The organism is Paenibacillus xanthanilyticus, from assembly GCF_042682185.1.
GTDB classification, from domain to species: domain Bacteria; phylum Bacillota; class Bacilli; order Paenibacillales; family Paenibacillaceae; genus Paenibacillus_Z; species Paenibacillus_Z xanthanilyticus.
Genome location: NZ_JBHUHA010000002.1, coordinates 3,290,756 through 3,316,728, shown reverse-complemented (window position 1 = coordinate 3,316,728; position 25,973 = coordinate 3,290,756). Strand labels below are relative to the sequence as shown.

Below are 25,973 nucleotides of genomic sequence, written 5' to 3'. Positions count from 1 at the left end.
CGCATCAAGCGCACGTCATCACCGCTTCCGCACATACGTGCTGCCGAACTGATCCGCCGGCAGCGGCCGGCTGAAATAGTAGCCTTGGATCCAGCCGCAGCCCCGCGCTCGCAAGAACCGGTACTGGTCCGCCGTCTCGACGCCTTCGGCGATGACCTCCATCTTTAGGCTTGACGCCATGGCGAGTATCGCCTCCACGATCGTCGCCTGCTCTTCGTTGCCGCCGATATCGCGCACGAACGTCTGGTCGATCTTCAGCTTGTCGACCTTGAACCGCTTCAGCACGCCGAGCGACGAATAGCCGGTGCCGAAGTCGTCCATCGCGATCTGGATACCCGCGTTCTTGATGGCCAGCAGCTTGACGATGGCATCCCCCTCGTCTTGTATGGCGATGCTCTCGGTAATTTCCAACACGAGCCGATCCGGCGGCAGTCCGGTTTCCTCGACGATGCGCAGCACGCCCGCGGCAAAATCCGTCTCCTGAAACTGGCGCGACGATACGTTGACTGAAATTTGGAACGCATCCAGCCCCTCCCTGAACCACTGCAGCGCCTGCAGGCAGGCGGTCCGGATCACCCACTCGCCGATCGGCACGATCAGCCCCGTCTCCTCGGCGATCGGGATGAAGACGGCGGGCGAGATCATCGTGCCGCTTCTCGGCTGCCAGCGGATGAGCGCTTCGGCGCCCACGATCCGCTCCGTCTGCGCGTTGACCTGCGGCTGGTAATGCAGACGCAGCTCGTCCTGCTCGAGCGCTCTGCGGAGCGCCTGCTCCATCTCCAGCTTACGCGTGACCGCCTCCGACAGCTCCTCCGTGTAGAAGACCGTCTTCCCCCCGCCCTGGCCCTTCGCCTTGTCCAACGCCAGGTCGACGTTGCGCATCAGGTCGGAAGCCTCCTCCCCGGGCTCCGCCACCGTGATGCCGAAGCTGGCCGTCATGAGAAATTCGACCCGCTCCGCAAGCTGAAACGGTCTTGATATGGAACGCTGCAGGCGCTGCGCCCATTCTTGGAGATCCAAGCGGTCGTACCGCCCCTCCAGCAAAATCGCGAACTCATCGCCGCTCTGCCGCGCAACGAAGCCCCGGCTGCCGACGACGTCGGACAGCCGCTCCGCCACCTGGCAGATGATCCGATCCCCCGCCGCATGGCCGTACGTATCATTCGCATATTTGAACCGGTCGAGGTCGACGACGATGACCGCCGTTCCCCCCATCGTCTCCGGCGTCTCCCGTCTCGCCAGCGCCTCCTTGACCCGCAGTTCGAAGTACCGCCGGTTCGGCAAATTGGACAACGGGTCGTGATTGGCCAAATACTCGTACCGCTCCAGCAAATGTCGGGATTGCTGGACCAAGTCTTCGTTTTCGCGCAGCACGACCATTTGGCGGATGACGATGACGGCGATCGTCAGACTTCCGCCGATCATGACTCCGTTCCATTGATCGATCTGATCCAGCGCACAGCCGACCAAGACGACGAGCGAGACCGCCGGCAGAAACGTCCGCGCCTTCGAGCGAGCCAGGGGATACAGCTCATCGTCCATGGCGGGGGGCGACTCCGGCCGTCCGCCGGGGAGCATACCGGCCAGCGGGAACAACAGCAAGCCGATGCCGAAGAGCGATGCGGTCCAACTTTCGGAGAAGTTCCCTCCTCGGTGCGTCAGCAGCGCGTAGATGCCGTCGGCAATGCCGAACAGCAGGAGCGGCGCGGCCAGGGCTAGCCAAGCCCCCGTCGATAAGAAGGTGCGGTAGCCGAAGAACAGCGCGGCCAAGCTGGCGAGGGCCAAGAAATCGTAGACCGGGTACAGCGCCGTAGCCAAAAATTCGAAGACGTTTTTCGTTTCCCAAAATACCCATATCCCGGGAGAAACCACATAGACCCAGAACAACGTGCCGCCCACCATAATAACGGTCATTGTGTCGAGCAAATAACGTATGCCGCGATACTTGTTCCGAAGCTTCCCGAATAAATAAACGAATGCCACAACCAAGGTGAAGCTTTGCAGATTCCAGAGAAGATCCGCGTAATTGGGGGAGCGCACGACGCCGTCCGTCTTCAAATACAGTACACCCCATATGAGCTGAGCACCCGCGCAAAACAAGCAGCTTAAGCCGAGCAGCTGCCAGAAGCGTCGCACCCCTCCCTCGTGCCGGGCTGCGACACGAAACAGGATAGCCCATGCCACCAGCGGCGGCATCACAGGCAGCGCAACAGCCAGCGGCGCCGCTCGGTCGAGAATGGACGGCGTATTTATAACAAGAACATGTAGTCCGGTATAGCCCGCAATGGCGAACAATAATAACAAAATCCGTCTATTCACGTTGGATTCCTTCAAGCCTTTTGACCTCCAGCTCGCTCGCGCGCTAGTTGCGTTCATCGGGGTTCGGCGCGAAGAGGTTCCCGAACCTTCGTTCCGCGTCGTCTGCCTGCCCTCTTTGCTCGCCCGTGGCAGCGCGCATTGGTTTCCCGGCCGGGCGTTTGTCGTCTTCCCGGCAAGACGATACAATAGGAGCATCCGAGCTCACCGGGAAGGGAGGACCTTGCATGCATAACCAGAAACTGCTGACCGATCAAGATTTCGCCGAGGCGATGGACAAGGGAGTCCGTCTTCGCGTATTCCAGGACGATCATGTCATCGATTCCGGCGGCGTCATTATTCGATTCGATGCCGATACGGTCGTCATTCAATCCTCCGTCAGCGACGTCGCCTACCACTCGCGGCGAGACTGCGAATTTTTTGCCACAAGGCGAAAAGGCTAGCGCCGTCTTTTTTTGCGGCGTATGTTGAATCGAAGATAGGCTCGATCGAACGCCCTTCCTCCCGAAGGGCGTTCGCCGTTATCGGCCCGCCGCCGACGACGTCGGAGACGTCTCAATCCGATTGCGGCCGGCCCGCTTCGCCTCATACAAGAGCGCGTCCGCTTGCGCGAAGAACGCGGCCTTGCCCACGACGGGCTGAAGGTCCTGCAAGCCGCCGCTGATCGTGGCCGTCCTCCCCTCCATCTCCGGATGGGGCAGCCGGCCGACCGCGATGCGCATGCGCTCCATGAGCCGTGTCGCCTCTTCCATGGTTTTGTCGCTGAACAGAATCGCGAATTCCTCGCCGCCGTAACGCGCGACGAATTCGGCTCCCGTCACGGATTCCGCGATCGCCCTGGCTACGCGCCGAAGAATGGCATCGCCCGCGTGATGGCCATAGTTATCGTTAATGCGCTTGAAATGATCGATGTCCACGATCGCCAGCTGCACCGACGCCTCCCCGCGGTTGCCCTGCTCCACCAGGCGCTCCAGCTCCTCTTGGAACGTTCGGTGATTGTAGAGGCCGGTCAGCGAATCGGTTCGGGCCATCTTGTCGACGATCATCTTCTCGATCCGCAGCTCTTGCTCGGTATCGATCGCTTTCCGAAGCGATCCCATGACCTCGATCTCCCGCTGCAGCACGGCATAATAAATAATGTACCCCGCGCACAACAAGGCGGTATATGCCATCGATTCATATTCCACCACCCGATCCCGATAGACCGGGATAAACACGTACGCCAGCATGTAGCAGATCAGGCTCGACACGAAGCTGAACACGAGCACGCCCAGCCGAAAGAAAATGAGCGATACCGCCATCGGCAGCAGCAGCCCCAGCTCCAACCCATGCAAGGTCGGCATCGTCAGCGTCAACGCCATCGTGATACCGATGCCGCACAGCACCAGCGCGTAAATCGCCAGCGACCGCCGAACCACGCGCACGATCGCATACGACAAGGTGATCACGGTTAGCTGCATGGCCGTTGGCCGCACGATCATCCTCACGAAAGAATGCATCTGCGGCCCTTCGTGAATCGTCCGCGTGATCACCCAGGCCAGCGCCTCGCCCGTCACCGACAGCATGACGATGAACAGGTAAAAGAGCAGAATGCGCCGGGACCAATAGTTAAAATTGAGTAACGTCGGGTCGTCCACCGCCCTGCCCTCCTCCCAAGCCGTGCTCCGGTAAGTTCTACTCCGTAGGATGTCACAATCTGGGCATGATCAAACGTTTTTCGAAAAGCGGATTGGCTTGCGTTCCGTACAAACCCTTCTATATAGAAAAAGCCGCGGACAGCATCGCCTGTCCGCGGCTTGGATGAACGCCAGCCAAAGCGGGCTGGCGTTCCCTAAGAATTATTCCTCGTACTTCACAATAATGTCGTCCAGCTCGCTGGCATGCTCATGGCTTGCCGCGACGATCGCCTGATCGACCGGATTCTCGCCTTGAATGGCGGTGCCTGCCTTAATCTGGCGGTCCAGCTGCTTCTCCGCCTGGCCTAAGCCAAGCGCGCCTTGATGGCCTCTGCTTGATGTCATGCGTTACCCCTGCCTTTGCCCGTGGTGTACAGCATTCCTGTCTCTTGCTGCCACCTATACCGTGCGCCAACCGGGGTACATTTATGCCGCCCGCCTTACTCCCATGGATACGTCGTCAGCAGGTAATCGGCGAACTTCTTGCTCTCCGCCCGGCGATGCTTGCGCATGAGGGCCCGCTCGTCCGCCGTCTCGAACAGCTTCTTCTCCTCTTCCGTCTCCGGGACGATCTGCGGTACCTCCATCGGCCGGTTATCCTCGCCAAGGGCGACGAACGTCAGGAACGAGGTGGCCGCGATCTTGCGCTCGCCGCTCAGCAGATCCTCGCGAATGACCTTCACGAAGATTTCCATCGACGTGCGGCCCGTATACGTCACGAACGACTCGAGCGACACGGAATCCGTCTGCCGGATTGGCTGCAGGAAATCCACCGAGTCGGTCGACGCGGTGACCGCGGATGCCCGGCACAGCTTCGAGGCGGAGATGGACGCGATATCATCGATATAGGACATCAATTTGCCGCCGAAGAGCGTATCGTGATTGTTGACGTCCGTCGGGAACACGCGGGCGACCTTGAAGCATCTTGTTTCCCGCACAAACTTTTTCTCCATCGAACTCCCCGCCTTTTTCCATAATGAATCGCTAGCATTGTACCCCTCGGGATTCCCCGGTATACACGCCTTTACGCCGCATAGAAGCTGCAAATCACATGAGAAGCTCGCCGCTGCTGGCCGAAGCGGTGCCACACGGGTGCCCGCGATTCGACTAACCGATCTCCAGCAGCTTATAGACGGTCTCCTCCACCAGCCGCTCATGGACCGCCGCATTGTAATTCATATGCTCCCGATAGCGTACGAACAAGCACTGATGGCGCATGCGGCTCCTTTTGGTCTCGCGCCAACGCTGCTCCAGCTCCCGAATGTACGTCTCTGGCTCCGTCTCCTCGACGAAAAACAGCACGTTCTCGCAGCCGAGCTCCGCGATCTCCTGCAAATTGTCCGTGTGCATGAGGCCAATCTCCCGCGCTTTGGCCGGCGGACGGACTTGCAGATCGTCATAATACAGATCCTTCAGCTTCTGTATGCGCGTCCCGAACACCCGGTAATCGTCACGCCCCGCGGAGACGAGCAGCAGCGGCTCGTCCCCGATCCTCCTGCGGACGTGGTAGCGCGCATTCTCCACCTTCATATCGTAATAGGACAGCCAGCGTTCCCCAACCGAGGTCATGCCCAGCTGACCGGCGATGCGCAGCAGACGCTCTTTCCAGGAGAATCGCTTCCAATCGAGCGAGACCGTCGGCGCGATCGCCGACAGCGCTTGATAGACGCCGGCCGTGACGGGTCCGGTCAAAATCAGCTCCGGCTGCGCCGCAGCCACTTCCGCCAGCTTCTCCGCGACTCCGACCTCCTCTCGCAACTGCTCCGCCCATGCCCGCTTCACGCTAAACGCAGACTGCATGCCGAGCACGGCCATATCGCCGTCGAAGACGGCGCTAAGCGTCGCCACCCGCCGCTTCGCCAGCGCGCTGTACTCCTTCGGGCTAAGACCGACATGCTTCTTGAACAGCCGGCTAAAGTAGAATTCGTCCGTGTAGCCGACCGAGTGGGCGACCTCCATGATCGTCCCTCCGCTGCCCGCGAGCAGCCGCAAGGAGGCATCCACCCGCACCTTCGTCATGAATTTGTGCGGGCTAAGCCCGGTGTAGCGGCGGAACGATTGATAGAACCGGCTCGCGCTAAAACCCGATTGCGCGGCGATTTGCTCCACGTCGATCGGCTTATGAAAGTGTTCCTTCATAAACTTGCGCGTCTGCTCGACATAATCGAATACGTCCTCTTCCGGCTCCTGCGGCTTCTTCGCGCTTGTCAGCAGAGCCGAAGCCATCGCGTACAAATAGGATTGCAGCTGATAGTAAAGCGCTTCGTCCGTGCCCCCCGCGGAGAGGAAATCCGGGATCCAGCTTCGAATCTGGGGCATTCGGAAAATATAGAGCTTCTGTATATTCGAAATCCGACCGGTGACGGCTTCGTCCGGCTCCGGCGTCTGCCAGGCCTTCGTAAAATAAATGAGCAGTACCTGCGACTCCTGCTTCGCGGTGCTCTGGAGCACGCAGCGCGTACCGGACGGAAGCAGAAACAACTCGCCGCCGAGCGCCTTCCCCTTGCGCTTCGCGCCGCCCATATCCGCCGTGATGCCGACGCCCTCACGCGTCACGAAACCGAAGACGTCCTCTTCCACGGCAGGCAGCTCCAGCCTCGTCCCGCCGGCGATCCGCACCTCTTCGGTGCGCGTATAATGAAGCGAGAGCCCCCGCAACAGCTGTTGTGTCATCCCATCACTCCGTTACTTCAGTAAACTCTTCCTAATAAATTTTAAGTGATAATCATTCTCATAGTCAAACCGGCTGATTGGAGCATGCTGCTCACACCGCGACTGCACCAAAAAAAACGGCCCCCAACGCAGCGCCATTCCATCGGCGCCTCTTTGGGAGCAGTTCCTCATCGCAATTCTATTTGACTACCGCTTCGACCGCTTGGATCATTTGGGCCGTGGACTCCAGGCCGCCGCCCGCGAGGTACCAGTAGTTTGGATCCAGGTAGGCGATTTTGCCGTTTTTGAACGCGTTCGTGTTTTTCACGAGGTCGTTCTCAATCACTTCTTTGCCGTTCTTCGCACCTTCGCTCTCGACGACCGCGTCACGGTCGACGACGAACAGGTAGTCCGGGTTCTTCTCGGCGATGAACTCGCTCGTTACGCTCATGCCGTGCGTGCTGACTTCGATGCTCTCGTCGCTGGCCGGCACGCCGAGCACGTCGTGGATGATGCCGAAACGGGAGCCTTTGCCGTATGCGCTCATTTTGCCGCCGGTCGTCAGAACGATGAGACCTTTCTTGCCGCTAGCCGTCGCCGCCGCATTCACGGTTTGGATCGACGCCTCCAGCTTCGCGAGCTCCGCATCTACCTCGGCCGTCTTATTGAAGATTTGGCCGATGACGGACAGGTTTTGCTTGAACGACTCCATGTATTTGGTCGTATCCACGCCCGTGAAGATCGTCGGCGCGATTTTGTTCAGCTCTTCGTAGGCTTCCGCCGCGCGCCCGGAGATGAAGATGACGTCCGGCTTCAGGGAAGCGAGCTTCTCGAAGTCCGGCTCGAACAGCGTGCCCGCGTTCTCGTACGCGTCGGTATTGTAGGTCTCTTTCAAGTAGGAAGGCAGGCTGTCTTTCGGCAGTGCCGTTACGTTGATGCCCAGCTTATTCAGCGTGTCGAGCGTGCCGAAGTCGAAGACGGCGACTTTCTCGGGATTCGTCTTCACTGTCGCTTCGCCGAGCTGGTGCTTGATCGTCACTTCGGCCGGGGCGGCAGCTTCCGTCGTGCCTGCAGCTGAGCTTGCGTCGCCTTCGGTCGCGGCATTCGTATTGCCTTCGGCCGTCGCGGCATTCTCCGTGCTCGCGCCGTTGTTCACGCTGCTATTCGAGTTCGACGTGCTGCCGCATGCGGCGAGGACGATCATGAGTACGAGAGACATCATCAAGAGCAGAGCTTTCTTCTTCACTTCTATTCATCCACCTTTGCTTATCGTTTTCTATGTTTCATCGCCCTCAGCATGGAACCAGCTCCCCGAACGGGCCCTGTCCGGCCGCCGCCTGCTTTTAAGCGAAGTAAACGCCAATTTTATGCCCGCCGATAACCTCGATCGGGATGTCCATGTCGTAGACGTCCTTCAGCACCGCGGTGTCGATGATCTCGTCCGTCGGCCCTTCTTTGACGACGCGGCCGTCCTTAAGCGCCACGATATAGTCGGAGTAGCAGGACGCGAAATTAATGTCGTGAATGACGAGAATGACCGTTTTGCCCAAGTCGTCGACGAGCTTGCGGAGCACCTTCATGATTTGCACCGAATGCTTCATGTCGAGATTGTTCAGCGGCTCGTCGAGCAGCACGTACTCCGTGTTCTGCGCCACGACCATCGCGATGAACGCCCGCTGCTTTTGGCCGCCGCTCAGCTGATCGAGGTACTTGTCCTGCATGTCCGTCAGGTCCATGTAGGCGATCGCCTCGTCGACGTACCGTTTATCCTCCGCCGTCAGCCTGCCCTGCGAATACGGGAACCGGCCGAAATTGACGAGCTCGCGCACCGTGAGGCGGACGTTGATATGGTTGGATTGCTTGAGGATCGAGATTTTCTTCGCCAGATCGGCGCTTTTCGCCGCGGTCACATCCACGCCGTCGATCGTCACCATGCCGCTATCCTTGGGGATGAGCCGGCTGATGATCGAGAGCAGCGTGCTTTTGCCCGCGCCGTTGGGACCGATGAAGGAGGTGATGACCCCTCGTTTGATGTTCACCGAGACGTTGTCGATGACATTTTTGTTACCGTACCGCTTGGATACGCCTTGAACTACGACCACGACCGATTCTCCTTCAATACGAGATAGATGAAATACAGCCCGCCGGCGAAATTGATGATGACCGGGAGCGTTGTCGAGAACGTAAAGACGCGTTCAACGATCAGCTGCCCGCCGAGCAGCGTCACGACACTGATGAGGATCGATCCCGGGATGAGCACGCTGTGCCTGTACGTCCGCATGAGCGGGTACGTGATGTTTACGACAAGCAGCCCGAGGAACGTGATCGGCCCGACGAGCGCGGTCGAGATCGCCACTAGGATCGTCACGACGAACAGCAGCCGCTTCACGACGCCGTCGTAATGAATGCCTAGATTGACCGCGTGGTCTTTGCCCAATGCGAGGACGTCGAGATATTTGGCGAACTTAAGAAAATAGAGGATCGCCGCCCCCGCCAGAATGAAGGAGAGGATAAGCAAATCCGTATTCACGTTGTTGAAGCTGGCGAACATTTTGTTCTGCAGGACGAGGAACTCGTTCGGGTCGATCAGCATCTGCATGAACGACGCGATATTCATGAAGAACGTGCCGAAGATGATGCCAACCAGCAGCAGGAAGTAAATCCCTCGCTCCTCGCGCTGGAACAGCAGCTTATATAGAAGCCCCGCGAACAGCACCATCAGACCGACGGTGAGCAGAAAATGAACGTTTTTGTTCATCATCGTGAGCACCATCGAACCGAACACGTACACGATGAACGTCTGCAACAGCATATAGAGCGAATCTAGGCCGATTATGCTCGGCGTCAGAATCCTATTGTTCGTGATCGTCTGGAAAATGAGCGTCGAGAAGGCGATCGCCCCGCCCGTCAGGATGATCGCGAGAATTTTCTTCGCGCGTCTTGGCAGGATGTACTCCCAATTGCCGCCGGACTGAATCGTCATAAAGACGAGAATCAGCACCAGCGCGGCCGCGAGCAGCAGCCCGATTTTTACTTTATAACCCATATGTCTTTCTCCTCATGAGCAAATACAGGAAGATGCCGCTGCCGATGACGCCGACCGTCAGGCCGATCGACACCTCGTACGGGTACAGCACGACGCGCCCCAGAATATCGCAGAACAACAGGAACACCGCGCCGAGCAAAGCGGTATGCGGCAAGTTTTTCTTCAAGTGATCGCCTTGATAGATCGTGACGATATTCGGGATGATGAGACCGAGGAACGGAATCGTGCCGACCGTCAGGATGACCACCGCGCATACGAGCGACACGAGGATGAGCCCGATATTCACGACCCGGCTATAACGAAGCCCGAGGTTGACCGCGAACTCCTCGCCCATGCCCGCTACCGTGAACTTGTTGGCGAACACGTAGGCCAGGATAACGAGCGGGATGCTCAAGTAAAGCATCTCGTAGCGTCCTTTGAGAATCATCGAGAAATCGCCGTTCAGCCAAGAGCCCAACGTTTGGAGTAAATCGTGCTTGTAGGCGAAGAACGTCGTCACGGAGCTGATCACTCCGCCGAACATCATGCCGACGAGCGGGATGAAAATCGTATCCTTCAGCTTTACGCGGTCTAGAATTTTCATGAACACGAACGTGCCGGCCAGCGCGAACAAGAACGCGAACGCTATTTTCTGCAGCGGCGTCGCGGCAGGCAGGATCAAAATCGCCATCAGGAGGCCCAGACTCGCCGAGTCCATCGTGCCCGCCGTCGAAGGCGATACGAATTTGTTGCGGCTAAGCTGCTGCATGATAAGACCGATGACGCTCATGCTGACGCCCGCGATGAGCAGGCTGACGAGCCGCGGAATCCGGCTGACGAACAACACCTGTTCCTGCGCGTCGGTGAGGTGGAACAGGTCCAGCGGCGAGAGGTCGTTCACGCCGATAAAGACCGAACAGATTGACAGCACGATCATTGCAGCCCATAAGTAGCGAGTTCTCATGACAGTTCCTTCGTTTATGTTTGTATTGATAATAATTATCACTATCATTTAGTCTAGCGATTTTTCCGTTTGCTGGAATGGACTTTTCTTTACCGGGCATGGATATTTCGATAACCAGGAGGTAATGACTGGTAAAACAAACCTTAAACCGCTTGACATAGGCACATACGTTCGCTATCATGAAATCAATATATACCACTGCGAACGGAAGCACCGGAGCGCAAGGGCCCTTGGCCTTTGCATGCCGGTGCTTTTTTGCGTTCGCGGCTATTCAAGGAGGCTATTAAGATGAACCGTAATATGCCATACGCCCCATCCTTTCACTTGTCGCTCCTGTTCGCTTCTATTCTGATGCTGCTCACCTTAGCCGCTCCGCTTGCCGTCTCCGCCCTCTCCTTGACCGAGAGCGCGAAGACCGCCTTGGACAAGACCGCCGCGGAAGCCGATACGGCGACGCGAGACAAGCTGCAGACCGGCTGGAGCGAACTCGTCTCGCTCGAACACCGGCAGGAGCAGCAGGACGAACGCATCGATGCCCTTCATTACCGGAATACCAATGCGCTGGCGGCCGTGCGCAAGTCGATCCGCGAGATCGGCCAATCGCGCATCGCGAAGCTCGAGCAGGAGACGTCCGCCAAGAAGAAGCAATACGAGCCGCTCTTCGCCAGCTACAGCGCGGTCGGCCAGCAGCTAGCGCTCGCCCGGCAGCTTGGCAGCAAGACCGCGGCCTCGCTGCTGAAGACGCAGCAGGATGCGATGAAGCCAGCCGTCCATCTCGCCAGACTCGACATTCGGGCCAAGCAGGAAGCGTTAACGGCGGCCAAATCGCAAGCATCGAAGCAGATGAAGCAAGCGCGCGAAGTACTGGAGGACATCGATCCGCTCAACACGCGCATCCAAGCTTACAAGAGCGCGATGCGCACGCCTAAGAAGCACCTGTCGACGGCATGGAGCAACTTCACCGCCGCCGCACGCAAGAAGAACGCGGCGGGCACGCTGGCGGGGCTGACCGCGACGCTGCAGCTATCCCGCCAAATTCTGGAGCAGAAGGCGCAAGTCGCCGCCTGCGAGGAGCGTATTTACGCCGTTATTCTACGAGCGAAGACGCAAATTCCGGCCGCCTGACCGGGAGCTGACCTCCTACCCGATCCATGCAGCGATCCGCGAGCTGCTTGCATCATGCGCCTAGACCTACCATTAGAGGAATTGATGACTTGCATACTCTTTTCATTTTGCGTCGGCGGCAGTAGAATAGATGAACTGTCTGTTAATTCGCACCTTAGGAGAGAATATGCAAGTGAAACCAACCGCACCGCCCATCCCGACGTTCGTGCCGCTGCTAGTCGGCATGCTCGCCATCTCGTTCTCGCCTATCTTAGTCCGTTATTCCGATGCGCCGGTCTCCATCCAAGGCATGTACCGGATGCTGTTCACGTTCCTGCTCATGCTCCCTTTCGGCGTCAAGTCCATGCCGGCCTTCAGACGGCTGACGCTGAAGGACTGGTGGCTGCTCTTCTGGGCCGGCTTCTTCCTGGCGCTCCACTTCATCCTCTGGATGGCTTCGCTGACCTACACGTCCATCGCCAGCTCGACGATTCTGCTGTCGCTGGAGCCGGTGTTCGTCATGGTCGGCACGTTCCTGATCTTCAAAGACCGGGCAAGCCGAATGGCCATCATCGGCATGGTCATCGCGCTGGCCGGCGCGATCCTCGTCGGATCGGGCGACATGAGCGTCTCGCGCGAGGCGGTGTTCGGCGATCTGCTGTCGTTCCTCGGCACGGTGGCCGTCGCGGTCAACATGCTGATCGCCAAGCAGATTTTGACCCGCGTGCCCGCTTTCCTGTACAGCCTGATCGTGTTCTTCTTCACGTTCCTTTGCTTCTTGGTCTACAATCTGGCGATGGGCATCGAGCTGACCGGTTATCCGCGCAAGGACTGGATCGTCTTCCTGCTGCTTGCCGTCATCCCGACCGTGTTCGGACATCTCGTCTTCAACTGGCTCATGCAGTACGTCAAGGCGACGACGATCTCTATGTCGGTGCTGGCCGAGCCCGTCGGCGCCAGCCTGCTCGGCATGCTGATCTTCGGCGAGATGGTGACAGGGATGCAGCTGTTCGGCGGCGCCTTCATTATTTACGGTCTGTACTTGTACCTGCGGGCGGAGCGAGCGGATACGGGGGCCGTACCGATGACGGAGCCGGCGGCTGCGCCTGATCTTGCCCCCTCCGGCCCGACGCCTTTGTCCAAGGAAGGCTAGTCGGACATCCGTTGGGCGAAAGTCGGCAGCATCGCATCTTCAAGACGCACGAAAGGCAGGTCCGCATTGCGGCCTGCCTTTCGTATTTTTAATCCGAGTGCCTCTTATTCCCCTGCCCGTCTTCCAATGGCGGGATTTTATCGTCGATCGGTTCTAGCAGAATCCGCTCGACCGCGCTCGGTTCCATGGGGCGATAAAAATAATAGCCCTGAATGAGCTCGCATCCGCTTTTGCGCAGAAACCTCGCCTGCTCGAGCGTTTCTACCCCCTCGGCCAGCACCTCCAGCCGGAACGACTTCGCCATCAGAATCACCGCTTGGATCATCGCCCGGTCCCGTTCATCCGTCCCGATCCCGCGAACGAAGAACTGATCCAGCTTGATCTTCGTGACCGGGAACCGCTTCAGATAGCTCAGCGACGAATAATGTGTGCCGAAGTCGTCGATCGAGATGGCGACGCCGAGCCGCCGCAGCTCGCCCAGCGTCTCCAGCTGTTCGTCCTTCATCGCCATATTCTCGGTAATCTCCAGCTCCAGATACCTCGGAAGAAGCCCGCTAACCGCGAGCGCCGCCTGCACCTTAGCGACGATGTCCTTCTCCCGCAGCTGCTTCACCGACAGATTGACCGATACCTGAAGCGGAATGCCATAGGTCCGCTGCAGGCGATTCGCGAACCCGCACGCCTCGCGCAGTACCCAATCGCCGATCGCCGATATGAGATTCAGCTCCTCGGCGAGGGGGATGAATAGCGATGGCGATATGTAACCGCGGCTCGTGTGATTCCACCGCAGCAGCGCTTCGATGCCGAACACCCGTCCTGCCGCGCAGTCCACCTGCGGCTGATAGTGCACCTCCAGCTCGCCCCGCTGCATCGCCTCGCGCAGATGATTGCCCATCTCCAGCTTCAGCAGCGACTCGGTCTCCATGAACGGCTCGAAAAAACGGTAATGGGCGCCGCCGTCTCGCTTTACCTGATACATCGCGATATCGGCCTTCATCAGCAGCGTGCCTTGGTCGCCGCCATCCTCCGGATAACGGGCGATCCCGATGCTCGGCGACATGTAGATGGACTGCCCTAGAATGACGAATGGCTCCTCGAACGCGCTTACTACCGTCTCCGCAGCCGCTCGTATGGTGTCCTTCCCCATCTCCTCCGCCGGCCCCGCCAGCAATACCGCGAATTCATCGCCCCCGAACCGGGCCAGCATTCGCGCGTTCAGCCCCTTCTCCCGAATGCGCCTCACCACCTCAATTAACATGTCGTCGCCTTTCTGATGACCGTAATTGTCGTTGATGGACTTGAAGCGATCCAAATCGAAGAATAGCACCGCCGCCGCGGCCTCGCCGCCGGTCAACGCTCGCCCCAGCTCCTCCAAGAAAGCCGCTCGGTTGGAGACGTTGGTCAGCATATCGTGATAAGCCATGTGGCTCAGTTTCTGCTCGGACTCGCGCAAAGCGTCGGCGTACTGATCAAGCAGCACGTATTGTTCGCGGAGCTCCCGCTCGCCGTAAGCCAAATTCTCATTGATGGCGGCGAGCTCCTTGTTGGACTCGCGCAGCTCTCGCGTCCTGCGCTCGACCATCTTGCGCAGCGTGTCTCGCTGTCTCCATATGCCGATATACAACAGGACGAGCAAGACGAGCGCGAACAGCCCCATGCCCCGGACGATATCGGCCTGTCGCATCGCTTCGCGCAGACTTCTCTCCGCCGGGACGGCGCCCATCTCCCAGCGACTATCCATGAAGATGACGTCGCGGGCGAAATGCTTGCCCGCGAACAGCGCGTCGTCGCCATAGAAGGCGGGCTCGCCGGCCTGCCTTATGGCCACGGTCGCTTCGCCTTCGCCGATTTGCGATTGCGCCAGCAAGCGTTCCAAGTCCAGCGACACCGAGATAAATCCCCAGAAATGGCTGCCCCGGTATACCGCCTTGCGTGCAATCAGCGCGGTATTGCCTTGAAGCAGTTCGATCGGGCCATAGATATGCATCTTATTGTCCGTCAAATCATGTCGGATTTGCTTTTGAATTTCAGGCCTCGGATCATGCAGAAAATCCCAACCGACGATCGCTTCGTTCCCTTGCGAGGGATACACATAAGAAGCGACTCCGCCCGGCGCAATGATGAAATTGAACGCGGTGCTCCCCGAGGAATCGTAGAGCGTCCGCAGAAAGGTCGGCGTCAGCGATTCGATCGCCACCTTCGGATAGGTGTCGTCGAACGAACGCACGTAAGCATCCAGACTCGCCATTAGATCGAAATTACGGTCGGCAACGGCTTGCAGCGTCATGGACGCGGAGGCCAGCTCTGCCTGCGTGTCGCTATCGACGGCTTCCAGCAGCGAGTCCTCGTATTGGCGAACGACCGATTCGCCGAGCAGAAGCAGCGTAAGCAACACCGCTGATAGCAAAGCCAGATGGCGGTACATGTTCACGTCCCTCATCTCCTATAGTTAACCACTAGCCCGTATATCTATTGTCGAACGCAGCCGCGTTTTTTTGAATAGCGGGCAGGAAAGTTATACCTAGGGGATGCGGAAGGCGCGTCCGGCGGATTGCTGGGTAGGGGCCCGGTTCTGTGGCAAAGCTCGCGAACGATTGGGCAGCCGCATATATATGATGGGAACCGACTTCAAAAAAGGAGCAGAACGCATGGCAAATCCGGTATGGGGCGTCGATTCCGCGGCGCCCGTCAACCAGCAGCTGCTGGACTGCGTCAAAAGGGAATTCGGCACGCCGAAAGTGTGGGGGCGCTATATGAAAACCGTGCCCGGCGCGGCCGACGGCTTAACCGCGCAGGAAGTATCGTTTATTAGAAGAAACGGAATCAAAATCCTGCCGATCTACAGCGACTTCCGCCAGGCGACCGGCTATCGGGAAGGCCAGACGGTCGCGCGCAACGCCATCTACCATGCCGGACGGCTAGGTATTCCGCGCAATGTGGCCGTATTCGCGAACGTCGAGCGGTTCTTCGACGTGGACGCGGCATGGATTCGCGGATGGGCCAACACGTTCTACAACAGCGAATATAAGCCGGGCATTTATCACGACCCGATCGAAGGCGGCTTCAGCGCGGCATACTGCGCGGCGCAAGCGGAAGACGAGAAGGTGCGGGCGCACACGATTCTGTGGAGCGCCGAGTCGGACCCGGGCGTCTCCAAGCCGTCCGAAGCGCCGGCGTTCAAGCCGCAGTCCCCGCCGTGCGAAGCGCATGTATGGGCCTGGCAATATGGGCGCGATGCCGAATCCTGCCCGATCGACACGAATCTGTTCTCGCCGCTGCTGCTGCCTCACCTGTGGACTTAATTCCTTCAACGCATTAATGCGTCACCTTTACTAACATCACAGCGTAAATCAATACACCCATTTATTTCAATATTTATGCGATCCAAAGACGCTCAATCGAGCGTCTTTTTCTCTATTAATCCCTTATATGTGTCATCATTTTACATATTGTCGTATTTTGTAGGCGTTATTGCTACTTTTTTCTTCATTTTCGCTGAAAGTTTACTATACCAATTCCGCTCTATCTGAATTATGATAGATTTGTAAACATAGATAACATGAAGGGAAGGTTCTTGCATGCAACAACCTATCAAGAAGCGCCTCAGCTCGATGTTAGCGACCTCGCTGACGTTCAGCCTGCTTGCCCTGCCGTTCGGCGGCACGTTCGCAGAGGCGGCCGACGCCGGCTCCACGCTCAAACTGCGGATTATGGAGACGACGGACATCCACACGAATATCATGAACTATGATTACTACAAGGATGCCGCTTCCGACACGGTCGGTCTGGCGAGAACGTCCACTGTGATCAAAGCCGCGCGGGCCGAAGTGAAAAACTCGTTCCTGATCGATAACGGCGACTTGATCCAAGGCACGCCGCTCGGCACATACAAAGCCACGGTCGCTCCCCTGAAAGCAGGCGAGACGCACACCGTCTTCAAAGCCATGAACCTGATGGGCTACGATGCCGCGACGCTCGGCAACCATGAGTTCAACTACGGTCTGGACTACCTGGGCAACGCGATCAAAGGCGCCAACTTCCCTTATGTCAATGCAAACGTATACATTGACGACAAAGACAACAATCCCGACAACGACGTCAACAAATTCGAACCTTATAAAATCATCGAGAAGAAATTCGTCGATGAATCCGGTAATGAGCAAGTCGTGAAGATCGGCGTGCTCGGTCTTGTCACGCCGCAAATCACGACATGGGACAAGACTTGGCTGGAAGGCAAAGTCATCGCCAAGGACATCGTCGCCACGGCCGAGAAATTCGTGCCGAAGCTGCGCGAAGCGGGCGCGGACATCATCATCGCGATGACGCACTCCGGCTTCAATGCCAGCGCGACGGCGAACTCGATGGCCGAAGACGCGATTCTGCCGCTGAGCAAAGTGCCGGGCATCGATGCCATCACGTTCTCCCACACGCACAAGGTGTTCCCGGCGGCGGACGTCAAGTCGCTTGACGCGCTGTTCAAGGACGCTTCCGGCAACGCGCTTCCGGGCGTGGATAATGCCAAAGGCACGATCAATGGCGTTCCGGCCGTACAAGCCGGCTACGGCGGCAACAACCTCGGCCTGATCGACCTGACGCTCGAGAAGACGGACGGCAAATGGAAAGTCGCGACTTCCCAATCGTCCACGCGCGCGATCTATGATTCGGTCGCGAAGAAGCCGAAGGTCGAGCTGGACCAAGCGATCGTGGACGCGGTCAAATCCGATCATGAAGCGACGATCAAATACGCGAACAGCCCGATCGGCACGACGACGGCGCCGATTCACAGCTACTTCGCGCTCGTGCAGGACGACCCTTCGATCCAAATCGTGACGAACGCACAGAAGGCGTACGTCGCCGATTACGTGGCGAAGAACCTCCCGCAATACAAAGATACGCCGATTCTTTCCGTTGGCGCTCCGTTCAAGGCGGGCCGCAACGGCGTCGAGGAATTCACGGAGATCAAGACCGGTCCGCTGGCGATCAAGAGCGCGGGCGACCTGTACCTGTACGACAACACGCTGAAGGCGATTCTCGTTAAAGGCTCCGTCGTGAAAGAATGGCTCGAGATGACGGCGGGCAAATTCAACCAAATCGACCCGACGAAGACGGAAGAGCAGCAGCTGCTTAACCCGCAGTTCCAAGTTTACAATTTCGACGTCATCGATGGCGTGACGTATCAAGTCGATGTCACCAAGCCGGCGAAGTACAAAATCGACGGCACGATCAGCGACGCTTCCGCGAGCCGGATCGTCAACCTGAAGTACAAAGGCAAAGCACTTGATCCGAACCAAGACTTCATCGTCGTCACGAACAACTACCGCGCTGGCGGCGGCGGCAACTTCCCGGGCGTCAAGGGCAGCAAATACATCATCGACTCGCCGGATGAGAACCGTCAAATCCTGATGGACTACATTACGGCGCAGAAGGAAATCAACCCGACGGCTGATAACAACTGGTCGATCGCGCCGATCTCCGGCAGCGTCAACGTCACGTTTACGTCTTCGCCAAAAGGTGCGGACTACGCAAAAGCGACAACGAACATTACGTACACGGGCAAGACCGACGAGAAGGGCTTCGGCATCTATTCGATCAACCTGAGCAAGTCGTTCGCGGACGTGCCGGCTTCCCACTGGGCATCCGCTTCCATCAACAAGCTGGCAGGCAAAGGCATCGTAACGGGCAAGACGGAAACAACGTTCGATCCGGGCGCATCCGTCACGCGCGCCGAGTTCGCCACCCTGTTGGCCAAGGCGCTTGATCTGAAAGCAACGGGCAAATCCTCGTTCAAAGACGTCGCGGACGGCAAATGGTTCACGCCATTCGTAACGGCGGCATTCGAGAACGGCCTCGTGAGCGGCGTCAGCAAGACGGAATTCGCGCCGGATCAAACGATTACCCGCGAGCAAATGGCGGTGATGGCCGCGAACGCGCTCGAGCTGCAAGCGAAAGCGGAACTGAAGGCGGATAAGGCGGCTTCCTTCTCCGACAGCAAAGCGTTCAGCGCATGGGCGAAATCGGCGATCGACCTCGTCGTCGACCGCGGCGTCATGAACGGCAGCGCCGGCGCATTCAAGCCGCAAGCTTCCACGACGCGCGCCGAAGCGGCGAAAGTCATCGACACGCTGACGACGGACATCTCCGTACAGCTGCTCGGCATCAACGACTTCCACGGCCAGCTGGACTACAAGAAGGACGTGAAGGACGCAGCCGGCAAAGTAACGGCGACGCTCGGCGGCGCGGACTACCTGGCGACGTACCTGAAACAACGCGAAGCAACGAACCCGAACACGCTGCTCGTGCACGCGGGCGATGCGGTAGGCGCTTCCGCTCCGGTATCGGCGCTGCTGCGCGACGAGCCGACGATCGACTTCTTGAACCGTCTCGGCTTCGACGCGGCAACGCTCGGCAATCATGAGTTCGACCGCGGCGCGGAAGAAGCGCTCCGTCTGATCAACGGCGGCAAGAACCCGGACACGGGCGCTGATTTCGCGGGTGCCAACTTCCCTTACGTTGCCGCGAACGTCATCGGCGCGGACGGCAAACCGCTTCTTGATCCTTACGTGGTGAAAGAAGTCGGCGGCGTGAAGATCGGCTTCATCGGCGTCGTAACCAACATTACGCCGACGATCGTCAAAGCCGAGAGCATCAAAGGCATTACGTTCGTCGAGCAAGCGCCGGTCGTCAACAAGGCGGTCGCCGAGCTGAAGGCGAAAGGCATTCAATCGATCGTCATCCTGGCGCACGATCCGTATGAGGGCAAAGCGGACGCGCCTACGGGCGAAGTCGTCGACTTGGCGAAAGCCGTAGACGACGAAGTCGACGTGATCTTCGCCGGCCACAACCATGGCGGCCTGAATCAAGTCATCGACGGCAAAATCGTCGTCGAAGCGTTCTCCTACGGCACGGCATTCGCGGATATCGACCTGTCGATCAACCGCGCGACGAAGAACATCAACGTGGCGAAATCCAAAGCCGAGATCGTCGACGTGAAGCAGCAAGGCGTTACGCCGGACGCTGAAATTTCCGCGATGATCAAATCGTACCAAGACAAGAATGCACCGGTGATGAACGCGCCAGTCGGCAAGTCCGCGGCGGCGATCACGCGCGAAGCGACCGCAGCCGGCGAATCCGCGCTTGGCAACCTGATCGCCGACGGCATGCGCGAGACGATGAAGACGGACTTCGCGTTCATGAACTCCGGCGGCATCCGCAACGACCTGCCGCAAGGCAACGTCACGTACGGCAACATGTTCAGCATCCAGCCGTTCGGCAACGTGCTGATCAAGATGACGCTCACCGGCGCCCAAATGAAAGAGCTGATGAACCAGCAGTGGGCAGGCACGTCCGCGAAGATCGGCCAAGTGTCCGGCTTCACGTACAGCTATGACCTGAGCAAGCCGGTCGGCTCCCGCATCGTCGACATCAAGAAAGCCGACGGTACGCCGCTGAAGGATGACGCGACCTACACGATCGTGGTCAACGACTTCATGGCGACGGGTGGCGACGGCTATGCAGTACTGACGAAGGGCACGAACCGCGAAGCAGGTCCGGTGGATCTCGACGCGACAATCGCGTACCTGAAATCCAAATTCGGCACGGCCGACATCACGGCAAAGACCGAAGGCCGCATTACCAAAATCGGCTAATACAGCCGCATAAACACGCGATTCGCACGAAATCCCCGCAGGCAAGCTGGATAACTCCAGCGCCTGCGGGGATTTTTTAGTAAATGTTTAAACGCGTTTAAGCTGTGTTTAATAGAAGACGGTTATGCTTTATACATGGCCGCAGCGTAACTGAAACGGTTCGCCCCCCTCGCCGTATAACCAAGCACTGCGCTTCCATATAGATGTTCCCTGCGTTGAACACTCGAACACGAACCATAACCGACCCGTTCTACATAAATCGAGAAGAAGGTGCTTTTACCCAATGAAATCCACACGAATGATTATGGCCGCCTCTCTGGCCGCCGCCATTACGCTCAGCAGCGGTTTGCTGTCCGACCGCGGCTACGCCGCCGTCTTGACGCCGACGCTGTTCAAGACGAAGCTGTCCGGCCAGCCGAGCGCGCTGCAGCAGACGCAGCAAGCGGAACAGCGTTTCCTGCATGCCCTTGGCGCCTCCTCGGCGGATGACGTGCGCGAGGCGCTCTACAACGGAAGCTCGCTGGCGGAGATCGCGTCCCGCGGCGGGTCGAACGCCCAGCAGGTCGTCGATCTGCAGCTGAGCGAACTAGCGGAACAGCTCCGCCAGCGTTACGTGGCCGGCAGCATTTCGCTCGCCCAATATGAAGCGCACCTGGCGGAACTGCCGGAGATCGTAGCGGACAGAGTGTTCGCCAACTATGCATAACCACGAACTCGACGTCCTTTGCTTCACGCAGGCTTTAAAGTGACGAGATGCTCACCAAGCGGCTATTCCATCCGGTCCACGTTGGCCCGCGATTCGGAAAAGCCGCTTTTCTCATTCACGTTCGCCCCATGACTGCCATCCCCCTTTGGAGAGAAGACACCGCTGAATCATCACGAAAAAAAGCCCTCGCTGCCGCATCATCGCGGCGTTGAAGGCTTGTTCCCTTGCTGATAAGCGCTAATGCTTCGTTCGTCCCGCATGGGCTTCCGGCTTCCTGCCCTCGGCGCAGACCGGACATGTCCCATAAAACTCCAGACGGACAAAATCAACCTGGTAGCCCTGCTCGGCATGCAGCATGTGCTGCAGGTGATGCGCGTCCTTCACGTCCACGTCGTAAATCCCTCCGCACGACTTGCAATTGAAATGCGCGTGTTCCTCCTGCGTCAGCTCGAAGTGGCTCGACCGGTCGCCGTACGTCAGCTCGTTCACGATGCCTAAGTCCTTCAGCATCTTCAGCGTGCTGTACACCGTCGTCTGGCTGACATAGGGAAATTTCTTCGACATGAGCGAGTATACCTGCTCGGCCGTCGGATGGGACAATTGATACAACAGCGTAATGACCTCGACCCGTTGGGGAGTGAGGCGCAGCCCTTTCTCTTTCAGCCGTTCGAGAACGGCTTCCATGTCCATTGGCTCGTTCATGGCAGCTCCCCCTTTCATCTGATTTATATTCAGTATACGCATTAGTAAAGTTAATATCAATTGATAACGATTATAATCAAAAAGTCAATGTTGCCCTTCATGCATTCGGATCGGGTTGAGCGACGCCCCTGAAACGACAAAGCCGCGTCCTCCTGTACGTACAGTTTGACGCGGCTTTTCGGTTCAAGCAGTGGTTAGCGGCAGCCTCTTATTCGCCTTGCGGCACCGGCAGCCCGAGTCCTTCCGCCACGCGGCGTCCGTATTCCGGATCCGCTTTGTAGAAGTGTCCGATCTGGCGAAGCTTGATATCGTCGCGCTCCACCGGCTTCATGGCGCCGACGATCGTGTCGATGAGGTACGCGCGCTCCGGCTCGCTCATCAGACGGTACAGATCGCCTGCTTGCGTGTAGTGGTCGTCGCGGTCATAGGCTACGCTGTCCGCGGTGCCCGTAACCGGGAAGGCCGAGATGCGGTGCTGCGGCGCTTCCGTCGGTCCGCCGTAGCTGTTCGGCTCGTAGTAGACGCCGGAGCCGCCATTGTTGTCCGGACGCATCGCGCCGTCGCGCTGGTTGTTGTGCACCGGGCATTGCGGCTTGTTGATCGGCAGCGCGTTGTGGTTCGCGCCTACCCGGTAGCGGTGCGCATCGGCGTAGGCGAACAGGCGGCCCTGCAGCATTTTGTCGGGGGAAGCCTCGATGCCCGGCACGAAGTTGCCTGGCGACAGCGTCACCTGCTCGACTTCGGCGAAGTAGTTCTCCGGATTGCGGTTCAGCACCATGCGGCCGACTTCGATGAGCGGATAGTCCTTTTGCGACCAGACTTTCGTCACGTCGAACGGATCGAAGCGGTACGTATCGGCGTCCGCGAGCGGCATGATCTGCACATACAGTTTCCAAGCCGGGAACTCGCCCCGTTCGATCGCGCGGAACAGATCCTCCGTGTGGTAGTCCGGATTGTCGCCCGCGATTTGCGCCGCCAGCTTCGGATCCAGGTTGCGAATGCCTTGCTCCGTCTTGAAGTGGTATTTCACCCATACGCCCTCGCCCTGCTCATTCACCCATTTGAAGGTATGGCTGCCGAAACCGTGCATATGTCTAAGAGTAGCCGGGATCCCGCGGTCGGACATCAGAATCGTCACTTGGTGGAGCGATTCCGGCGAGAGCGACCAGAAATCCCATACCGCGTTCGGGTTCTTCAGATGCGTCTGCGGGTGGCGCTTCTGCGTGTGGATGAAGTCCGGGAACTTGATCGCGTCGCGAATGAAGAATACCGGCGTGTTGTTGCCGACCAGGTCATAGTTGCCTTCTTCGGTGTAGAACTTCACGGCGAAGCCGCGCGGGTCGCGAACCGTATCCGCCGAGCCCAGCTCGCCCGCTACCGTCGAGAAGCGGATGAACATCGGCGTGCGTTTGCCGACTTCCGACAGGAATGCGGCTTTCGTATATTTGGAAACATCGTTCGTGACTTCAAAATAACCATGCGCCCCAGCGCCTTTCGCGTGAACGACGCGCTCCGGAACGCGCTCGCGGTTGAAATGCGCCAGTTTCTCGAGAAGATGGATGTCCTGAATAAGTACCGGTCCGCGCTGTCCCGCGGTCAAGGAATTCTGGTTGTCGCCAACGGGAGCGCCCGTGCTTGTCGTCAAGTAGTTCTTGTCTGCCGTCATCGTAAGATCACCTCATAATATGTTGTTGGGCTTATGAGGATATGATAACACTTCTCAAAGAAATATCAATACTTTTTTATAATAATTATTAATTAGTATTTATTTTATGTATTGCGACAGGAAAACCCGCCATTTTCTCGCATCTGGGGCGGCTATGCGCGACAAAAAAAGCCGATCCCCGGGAGGATCGGCTTTCGTGCTTACTTATTCAGAACGCGCTGAGAAGAGTGGTGCAATGAACGACCGGACGAAATGCTCCGCGATCTGCTCGCCGGTATATCCTTTGTCGTCGAGATAGAAGAGCAGCTCCGGCGAGAGCGCGGCCGCGATCAAGCTGGCCGTGAACACCGGATCGACTGGCGGAAGCTCTTCTTTCTCCACCGCCTCCTCCAGCAGCCGCTGTACCGTGTGAAGCATAAAGACGAACGGCGGCGACTCGAACGCATTCGTCTTGACGTCCTTCAGCTTGCCGGATCGGAATAGCTCTTTCATCCAGGCGATGTCGGCGTGACAAAACAAAATTTGCTTCGTCATGATCCCGGACAACCTCGCCAACACCGGCGCTTCAGCATGAGCTGCCAAGTAACCGCGCAGTTCGTCTAAGAACTTATCGATCTTCGACTGCATGATCGACATGCACAGGTTGCTCTTGCTCGGGTAGCGGCGGTACAGCGTGCCTTGCCCGACGCCCGCCGCCTTTGCCACCTGATGCATGCTCACCGCCTCTACGCCATGTTCGGCGAATAACCCTTGGGCCTTGCGCAGAATCTGCGCGCCCAGTTCATCGTTACCGCTGGTCATAGGCCTACTTCCTCCTTGAAGGAAAACCGCTTAAGCTGCCTGTTTGGCTTGTTCTTCGGGTGCTTTGGTCGGTTTGATGAAGAATCCGATCACGAGCGCCACAATGGAGATGATGAAGGCCAACGTGAAGGCGTCATCCATGCCTGCTACCAAGCCCTGAACTATGTCTAGCGGACCTGCGGCTGCCGGATTATCCAGTCCGCTGATATACGCTTTCGACCCGGAGGTCATGACGCTGATGAACAATGCCGTCCCGATGGCGCCAGCTACTTGTTGCAGCGTGTTCATGATTGCCGTGCCATGCGGGTACAGGCTGCGCGGCAGCTGGTTCAGTGCCGTCGTCTGCGCCGGCATCATGACGAGCGAGATGCCGATCATCATGATGATGTTGACGGCAATGACGTGCCCGCGGCTCCATTCGGAGGTGATGCCCGTGAACAGCCATACGGAAAGCACGATCAGAATCAGACCCGGAATAACGAGCACGCGCGGACCGAACTTATCGAACAGTTTGCCGGATACCGGCGCCATAATCCCGTTCACGATACCGCCCGGCATCATCGTCAGCCCCGCCGCGAACGCGGTGAGCCCCAGCACGTTTTGCAGATAGAGCGGCATGATGATCATCGTCGAGAACAGCGTCATCATCATGACGAGCATGAGAACCGTCACGAGCGAGAACATCGGGAACTTGAAGGCGCGCAGGTCGAGGATCGGTTCCTTGACCACCAATTGGCGCCAGACGAACAGCACGAGGCCGATGATGCCCGCGATGAGCGTCAGATACACTTCTTGTTCGTGCCAACCGATCTCGCCGGATTTACTGAAGCTGTACACAAGCCCGCCGAAGCCGATCGTAGACAGAAGAATGGCCAGAATATCGACCTTCGGACGCGTCAATTCCGACACGTTCTTCAAATACACGAAGGCGAAAATAATCGAGAACGCCGCCAGCGGAATGACGGAATAAAACAACCAACGCCAGTCGAGCTGCTCGATGAGCAGGCCTGCCAGTGTAGGCCCGATCGCCGGCCCGAACATGATGACCAGACCGATCATCCCCATCGCGCCGCCGCGCTCGTGCGGCGGGAAGATCGCGAGGATCGTGTTCATCATGACCGGAAGCATAAGCCCGGTACCGAGCGCTTGGATGATACGGCCGATCAGCAGCAGCTCGAATGATGGAGCGATGCCGCATATGATCGTACCGACCAAGAATAGTATCATGGCCGACAAAAACATCTGTCTGGTCGTAAACCACAGCTGGAGCAGCGCGGTTACCGGTACGAGGATACCGATAACGAGCATGTAGGCCGTGGAGAGCCATTGGATCGTTGCCGCCGATACGGCAAAGTCCTCCATGAGCTGCGGGAAGGCAATGTTCAGCAGCGTTTCGTTCAGAATAGCCACGAACGCGCCGATAATGAGAGCCGCGACGATCGGGCCTCTCTTAATGCCGCTCAAATCGAGATTTGAAGCGGTTGATTCTGCGCCTGCAGGGTTCAAGCTAAGTTCCTCCTCTATGTAGCGCTCGACTGCGGACAATTGTCCGCACCACGCAA

Annotated in this window: 20 protein-coding genes; 6 read left to right on the top strand and 14 right to left on the bottom strand. The window is 58.1% G+C overall.

Translation table 11 applies throughout. The annotated features are described in order from the left end of the window. Positions 1-18: 18 nt before the first annotated feature. A complete protein-coding gene (locus ACFSKT_RS32110) occupies positions 19-2,334 on the bottom strand; it encodes an EAL domain-containing protein (protein ID WP_377718835.1) in 2,316 nt (771 codons plus the stop codon). A gap of 209 nt (positions 2,335-2,543) precedes the next feature. Here ACFSKT_RS32110 and ACFSKT_RS32105 point away from each other — a divergent pair, with 209 nt between their 5' ends. Beyond that, positions 2,544-2,759, top strand: a complete 216-nt coding sequence (locus tag ACFSKT_RS32105; RefSeq protein ID WP_377718836.1) for a hypothetical protein — start codon at positions 2,544-2,546, stop codon at positions 2,757-2,759. A gap of 78 nt (positions 2,760-2,837) precedes the next feature. On the opposite strand, the gene ACFSKT_RS32100 is transcribed toward ACFSKT_RS32105, so the two are convergent. From ACFSKT_RS32100 to ACFSKT_RS32065, 8 genes are all read right to left on the bottom strand, one after another. After that, positions 2,838-3,953 carry a GGDEF domain-containing protein gene (locus ACFSKT_RS32100; protein WP_377718837.1) on the bottom strand — a complete coding sequence of 372 codons (1,116 nt, stop codon included), beginning with the start codon at positions 3,951-3,953 and terminating at the stop codon, positions 2,838-2,840. 201 nt (positions 3,954-4,154) lie between these two features. Next, positions 4,155-4,337, bottom strand: coding sequence for a hypothetical protein (locus tag ACFSKT_RS32095; RefSeq protein WP_377718838.1), 183 nt, complete (start codon positions 4,335-4,337; stop codon positions 4,155-4,157). A 95-nt stretch (positions 4,338-4,432) separates the two neighbouring features. Beyond that, positions 4,433-4,945, bottom strand: a complete 513-nt coding sequence (locus tag ACFSKT_RS32090) for an acyl-CoA thioesterase (RefSeq protein WP_377718839.1) — start codon at positions 4,943-4,945, stop codon at positions 4,433-4,435. Between the two features lie 154 nt (positions 4,946-5,099). Continuing rightward, positions 5,100-6,665: an AraC family transcriptional regulator gene (locus ACFSKT_RS32085; protein WP_377718840.1), complete on the bottom strand. Its 1,566-nt coding sequence runs from the start codon at positions 6,663-6,665 to the stop codon at positions 5,100-5,102. 178 nt (positions 6,666-6,843) lie between these two features. Further along, positions 6,844-7,890: a siderophore ABC transporter substrate-binding protein gene (locus ACFSKT_RS32080; RefSeq protein WP_377718841.1), complete on the bottom strand. Its 1,047-nt coding sequence runs from the start codon at positions 7,888-7,890 to the stop codon at positions 6,844-6,846. Positions 7,891-7,987: 97 nt separating this feature from the next. Continuing rightward, on the bottom strand, positions 7,988-8,746 hold the full coding sequence (locus ACFSKT_RS32075) for an iron ABC transporter ATP-binding protein (protein ID WP_377718842.1): 759 nt from the start codon (positions 8,744-8,746) through the stop codon (positions 7,988-7,990). Then, the gene (locus ACFSKT_RS32070; RefSeq protein WP_377718843.1) at positions 8,737-9,690 is read right to left on the bottom strand and encodes an iron chelate uptake ABC transporter family permease subunit; all 954 of its coding nucleotides are present in this window, start codon (positions 9,688-9,690) and stop codon (positions 8,737-8,739) included. Before ACFSKT_RS32070 ends, ACFSKT_RS32075 begins: the two co-directional genes overlap by 10 nt. After that, on the bottom strand, positions 9,680-10,633 hold the full coding sequence (locus tag ACFSKT_RS32065) for an ABC transporter permease (protein ID WP_377718844.1): 954 nt from the start codon (positions 10,631-10,633) through the stop codon (positions 9,680-9,682). Before ACFSKT_RS32065 ends, ACFSKT_RS32070 begins: the two co-directional genes overlap by 11 nt. A 288-nt stretch (positions 10,634-10,921) precedes the next feature. Here ACFSKT_RS32065 and ACFSKT_RS32060 point away from each other — a divergent pair, with 288 nt between their 5' ends. After that, positions 10,922-11,758: a hypothetical protein gene (locus ACFSKT_RS32060; RefSeq protein WP_377718845.1), complete on the top strand. Its 837-nt coding sequence runs from the start codon at positions 10,922-10,924 to the stop codon at positions 11,756-11,758. 172 nt (positions 11,759-11,930) lie between these two features. Next, positions 11,931-12,890 (top strand): DMT family transporter, encoded by a 960-nt coding sequence (locus tag ACFSKT_RS32055; protein ID WP_377718846.1) that lies wholly within the window; start codon positions 11,931-11,933, stop codon positions 12,888-12,890. 88 nt (positions 12,891-12,978) lie between these two features. On the opposite strand, the gene ACFSKT_RS32050 is transcribed toward ACFSKT_RS32055, so the two are convergent. Further along, positions 12,979-15,315 (bottom strand): putative bifunctional diguanylate cyclase/phosphodiesterase, encoded by a 2,337-nt coding sequence (locus ACFSKT_RS32050; RefSeq protein WP_377718866.1) that lies wholly within the window; start codon positions 15,313-15,315, stop codon positions 12,979-12,981. 223 nt (positions 15,316-15,538) lie between these two features. Here ACFSKT_RS32050 and ACFSKT_RS32045 point away from each other — a divergent pair, with 223 nt between their 5' ends. The 3 genes from ACFSKT_RS32045 to ACFSKT_RS32035 all read left to right on the top strand — a co-directional run bounded on the left by ACFSKT_RS32045 (position 15,539) and on the right by ACFSKT_RS32035 (position 21,242). Next, on the top strand, positions 15,539-16,192 hold the full coding sequence (locus ACFSKT_RS32045; protein ID WP_377718847.1) for a glycoside hydrolase domain-containing protein: 654 nt from the start codon (positions 15,539-15,541) through the stop codon (positions 16,190-16,192). Between the two features lie 276 nt (positions 16,193-16,468). Then, positions 16,469-20,536: a bifunctional 2',3'-cyclic-nucleotide 2'-phosphodiesterase/3'-nucleotidase gene (locus ACFSKT_RS32040; protein WP_377718848.1), complete on the top strand. Its 4,068-nt coding sequence runs from the start codon at positions 16,469-16,471 to the stop codon at positions 20,534-20,536. 283 nt (positions 20,537-20,819) lie between these two features. Beyond that, positions 20,820-21,242 (top strand): hypothetical protein, encoded by a 423-nt coding sequence (locus ACFSKT_RS32035; RefSeq protein ID WP_377718849.1) that lies wholly within the window; start codon positions 20,820-20,822, stop codon positions 21,240-21,242. 237 nt (positions 21,243-21,479) lie between these two features. Here the strand turns inward: ACFSKT_RS32035 and ACFSKT_RS32030 are convergent, their stop codons facing one another. From ACFSKT_RS32030 to ACFSKT_RS32015, 4 genes are all read right to left on the bottom strand, one after another. After that, the gene (locus ACFSKT_RS32030) at positions 21,480-21,944 is read right to left on the bottom strand and encodes a Fur family transcriptional regulator (RefSeq protein ID WP_377718850.1); all 465 of its coding nucleotides are present in this window, start codon (positions 21,942-21,944) and stop codon (positions 21,480-21,482) included. Between the two features lie 208 nt (positions 21,945-22,152). Then, positions 22,153-23,610 (bottom strand): catalase KatA, encoded by a 1,458-nt coding sequence (gene katA, locus ACFSKT_RS32025; protein WP_377718851.1) that lies wholly within the window; start codon positions 23,608-23,610, stop codon positions 22,153-22,155. Positions 23,611-23,814: 204 nt separating this feature from the next. Further along, positions 23,815-24,411 carry a TetR/AcrR family transcriptional regulator gene (locus ACFSKT_RS32020; protein WP_377718852.1) on the bottom strand — a complete coding sequence of 199 codons (597 nt, stop codon included), beginning with the start codon at positions 24,409-24,411 and terminating at the stop codon, positions 23,815-23,817. A 30-nt stretch (positions 24,412-24,441) separates the two neighbouring features. Continuing rightward, positions 24,442-25,875, bottom strand: coding sequence for a DHA2 family efflux MFS transporter permease subunit (locus ACFSKT_RS32015; RefSeq protein WP_377718867.1), 1,434 nt, complete (start codon positions 25,873-25,875; stop codon positions 24,442-24,444). Between the last annotated feature and the right edge of the window lie 98 nt (positions 25,876-25,973).

Coding starts and splice junctions, on each gene's coding strand:
- ACFSKT_RS32105 (WP_377718836.1), top strand. CDS start 2,544: ATGCATAACCAGAAACTGCTGACCGATCAAGATTTCGCCGAGGCGATG.
- ACFSKT_RS32095 (WP_377718838.1), bottom strand. CDS start 4,337: ATGACATCAAGCAGAGGCCATCAAGGCGCGCTTGGCTTAGGCCAGGCG.
- ACFSKT_RS32090 (WP_377718839.1), bottom strand. CDS start 4,945: ATGGAGAAAAAGTTTGTGCGGGAAACAAGATGCTTCAAGGTCGCCCGC.
- ACFSKT_RS32085 (WP_377718840.1), bottom strand. CDS start 6,665: ATGACACAACAGCTGTTGCGGGGGCTCTCGCTTCATTATACGCGCACC.
- ACFSKT_RS32070 (WP_377718843.1), bottom strand. CDS start 9,690: ATGGGTTATAAAGTAAAAATCGGGCTGCTGCTCGCGGCCGCGCTGGTG.
- ACFSKT_RS32065 (WP_377718844.1), bottom strand. CDS start 10,633: ATGAGAACTCGCTACTTATGGGCTGCAATGATCGTGCTGTCAATCTGT.
- ACFSKT_RS32060 (WP_377718845.1), top strand. CDS start 10,922: ATGAACCGTAATATGCCATACGCCCCATCCTTTCACTTGTCGCTCCTG.
- ACFSKT_RS32050 (WP_377718866.1), bottom strand. CDS start 15,315: ATGTACCGCCATCTGGCTTTGCTATCAGCGGTGTTGCTTACGCTGCTT.
- ACFSKT_RS32045 (WP_377718847.1), top strand. CDS start 15,539: ATGGCAAATCCGGTATGGGGCGTCGATTCCGCGGCGCCCGTCAACCAG.
- ACFSKT_RS32040 (WP_377718848.1), top strand. CDS start 16,469: ATGCAACAACCTATCAAGAAGCGCCTCAGCTCGATGTTAGCGACCTCG.
- ACFSKT_RS32035 (WP_377718849.1), top strand. CDS start 20,820: ATGAAATCCACACGAATGATTATGGCCGCCTCTCTGGCCGCCGCCATT.
- ACFSKT_RS32030 (WP_377718850.1), bottom strand. CDS start 21,944: ATGAACGAGCCAATGGACATGGAAGCCGTTCTCGAACGGCTGAAAGAG.
- katA (WP_377718851.1), bottom strand. CDS start 23,610: ATGACGGCAGACAAGAACTACTTGACGACAAGCACGGGCGCTCCCGTT.
- ACFSKT_RS32020 (WP_377718852.1), bottom strand. CDS start 24,411: ATGACCAGCGGTAACGATGAACTGGGCGCGCAGATTCTGCGCAAGGCC.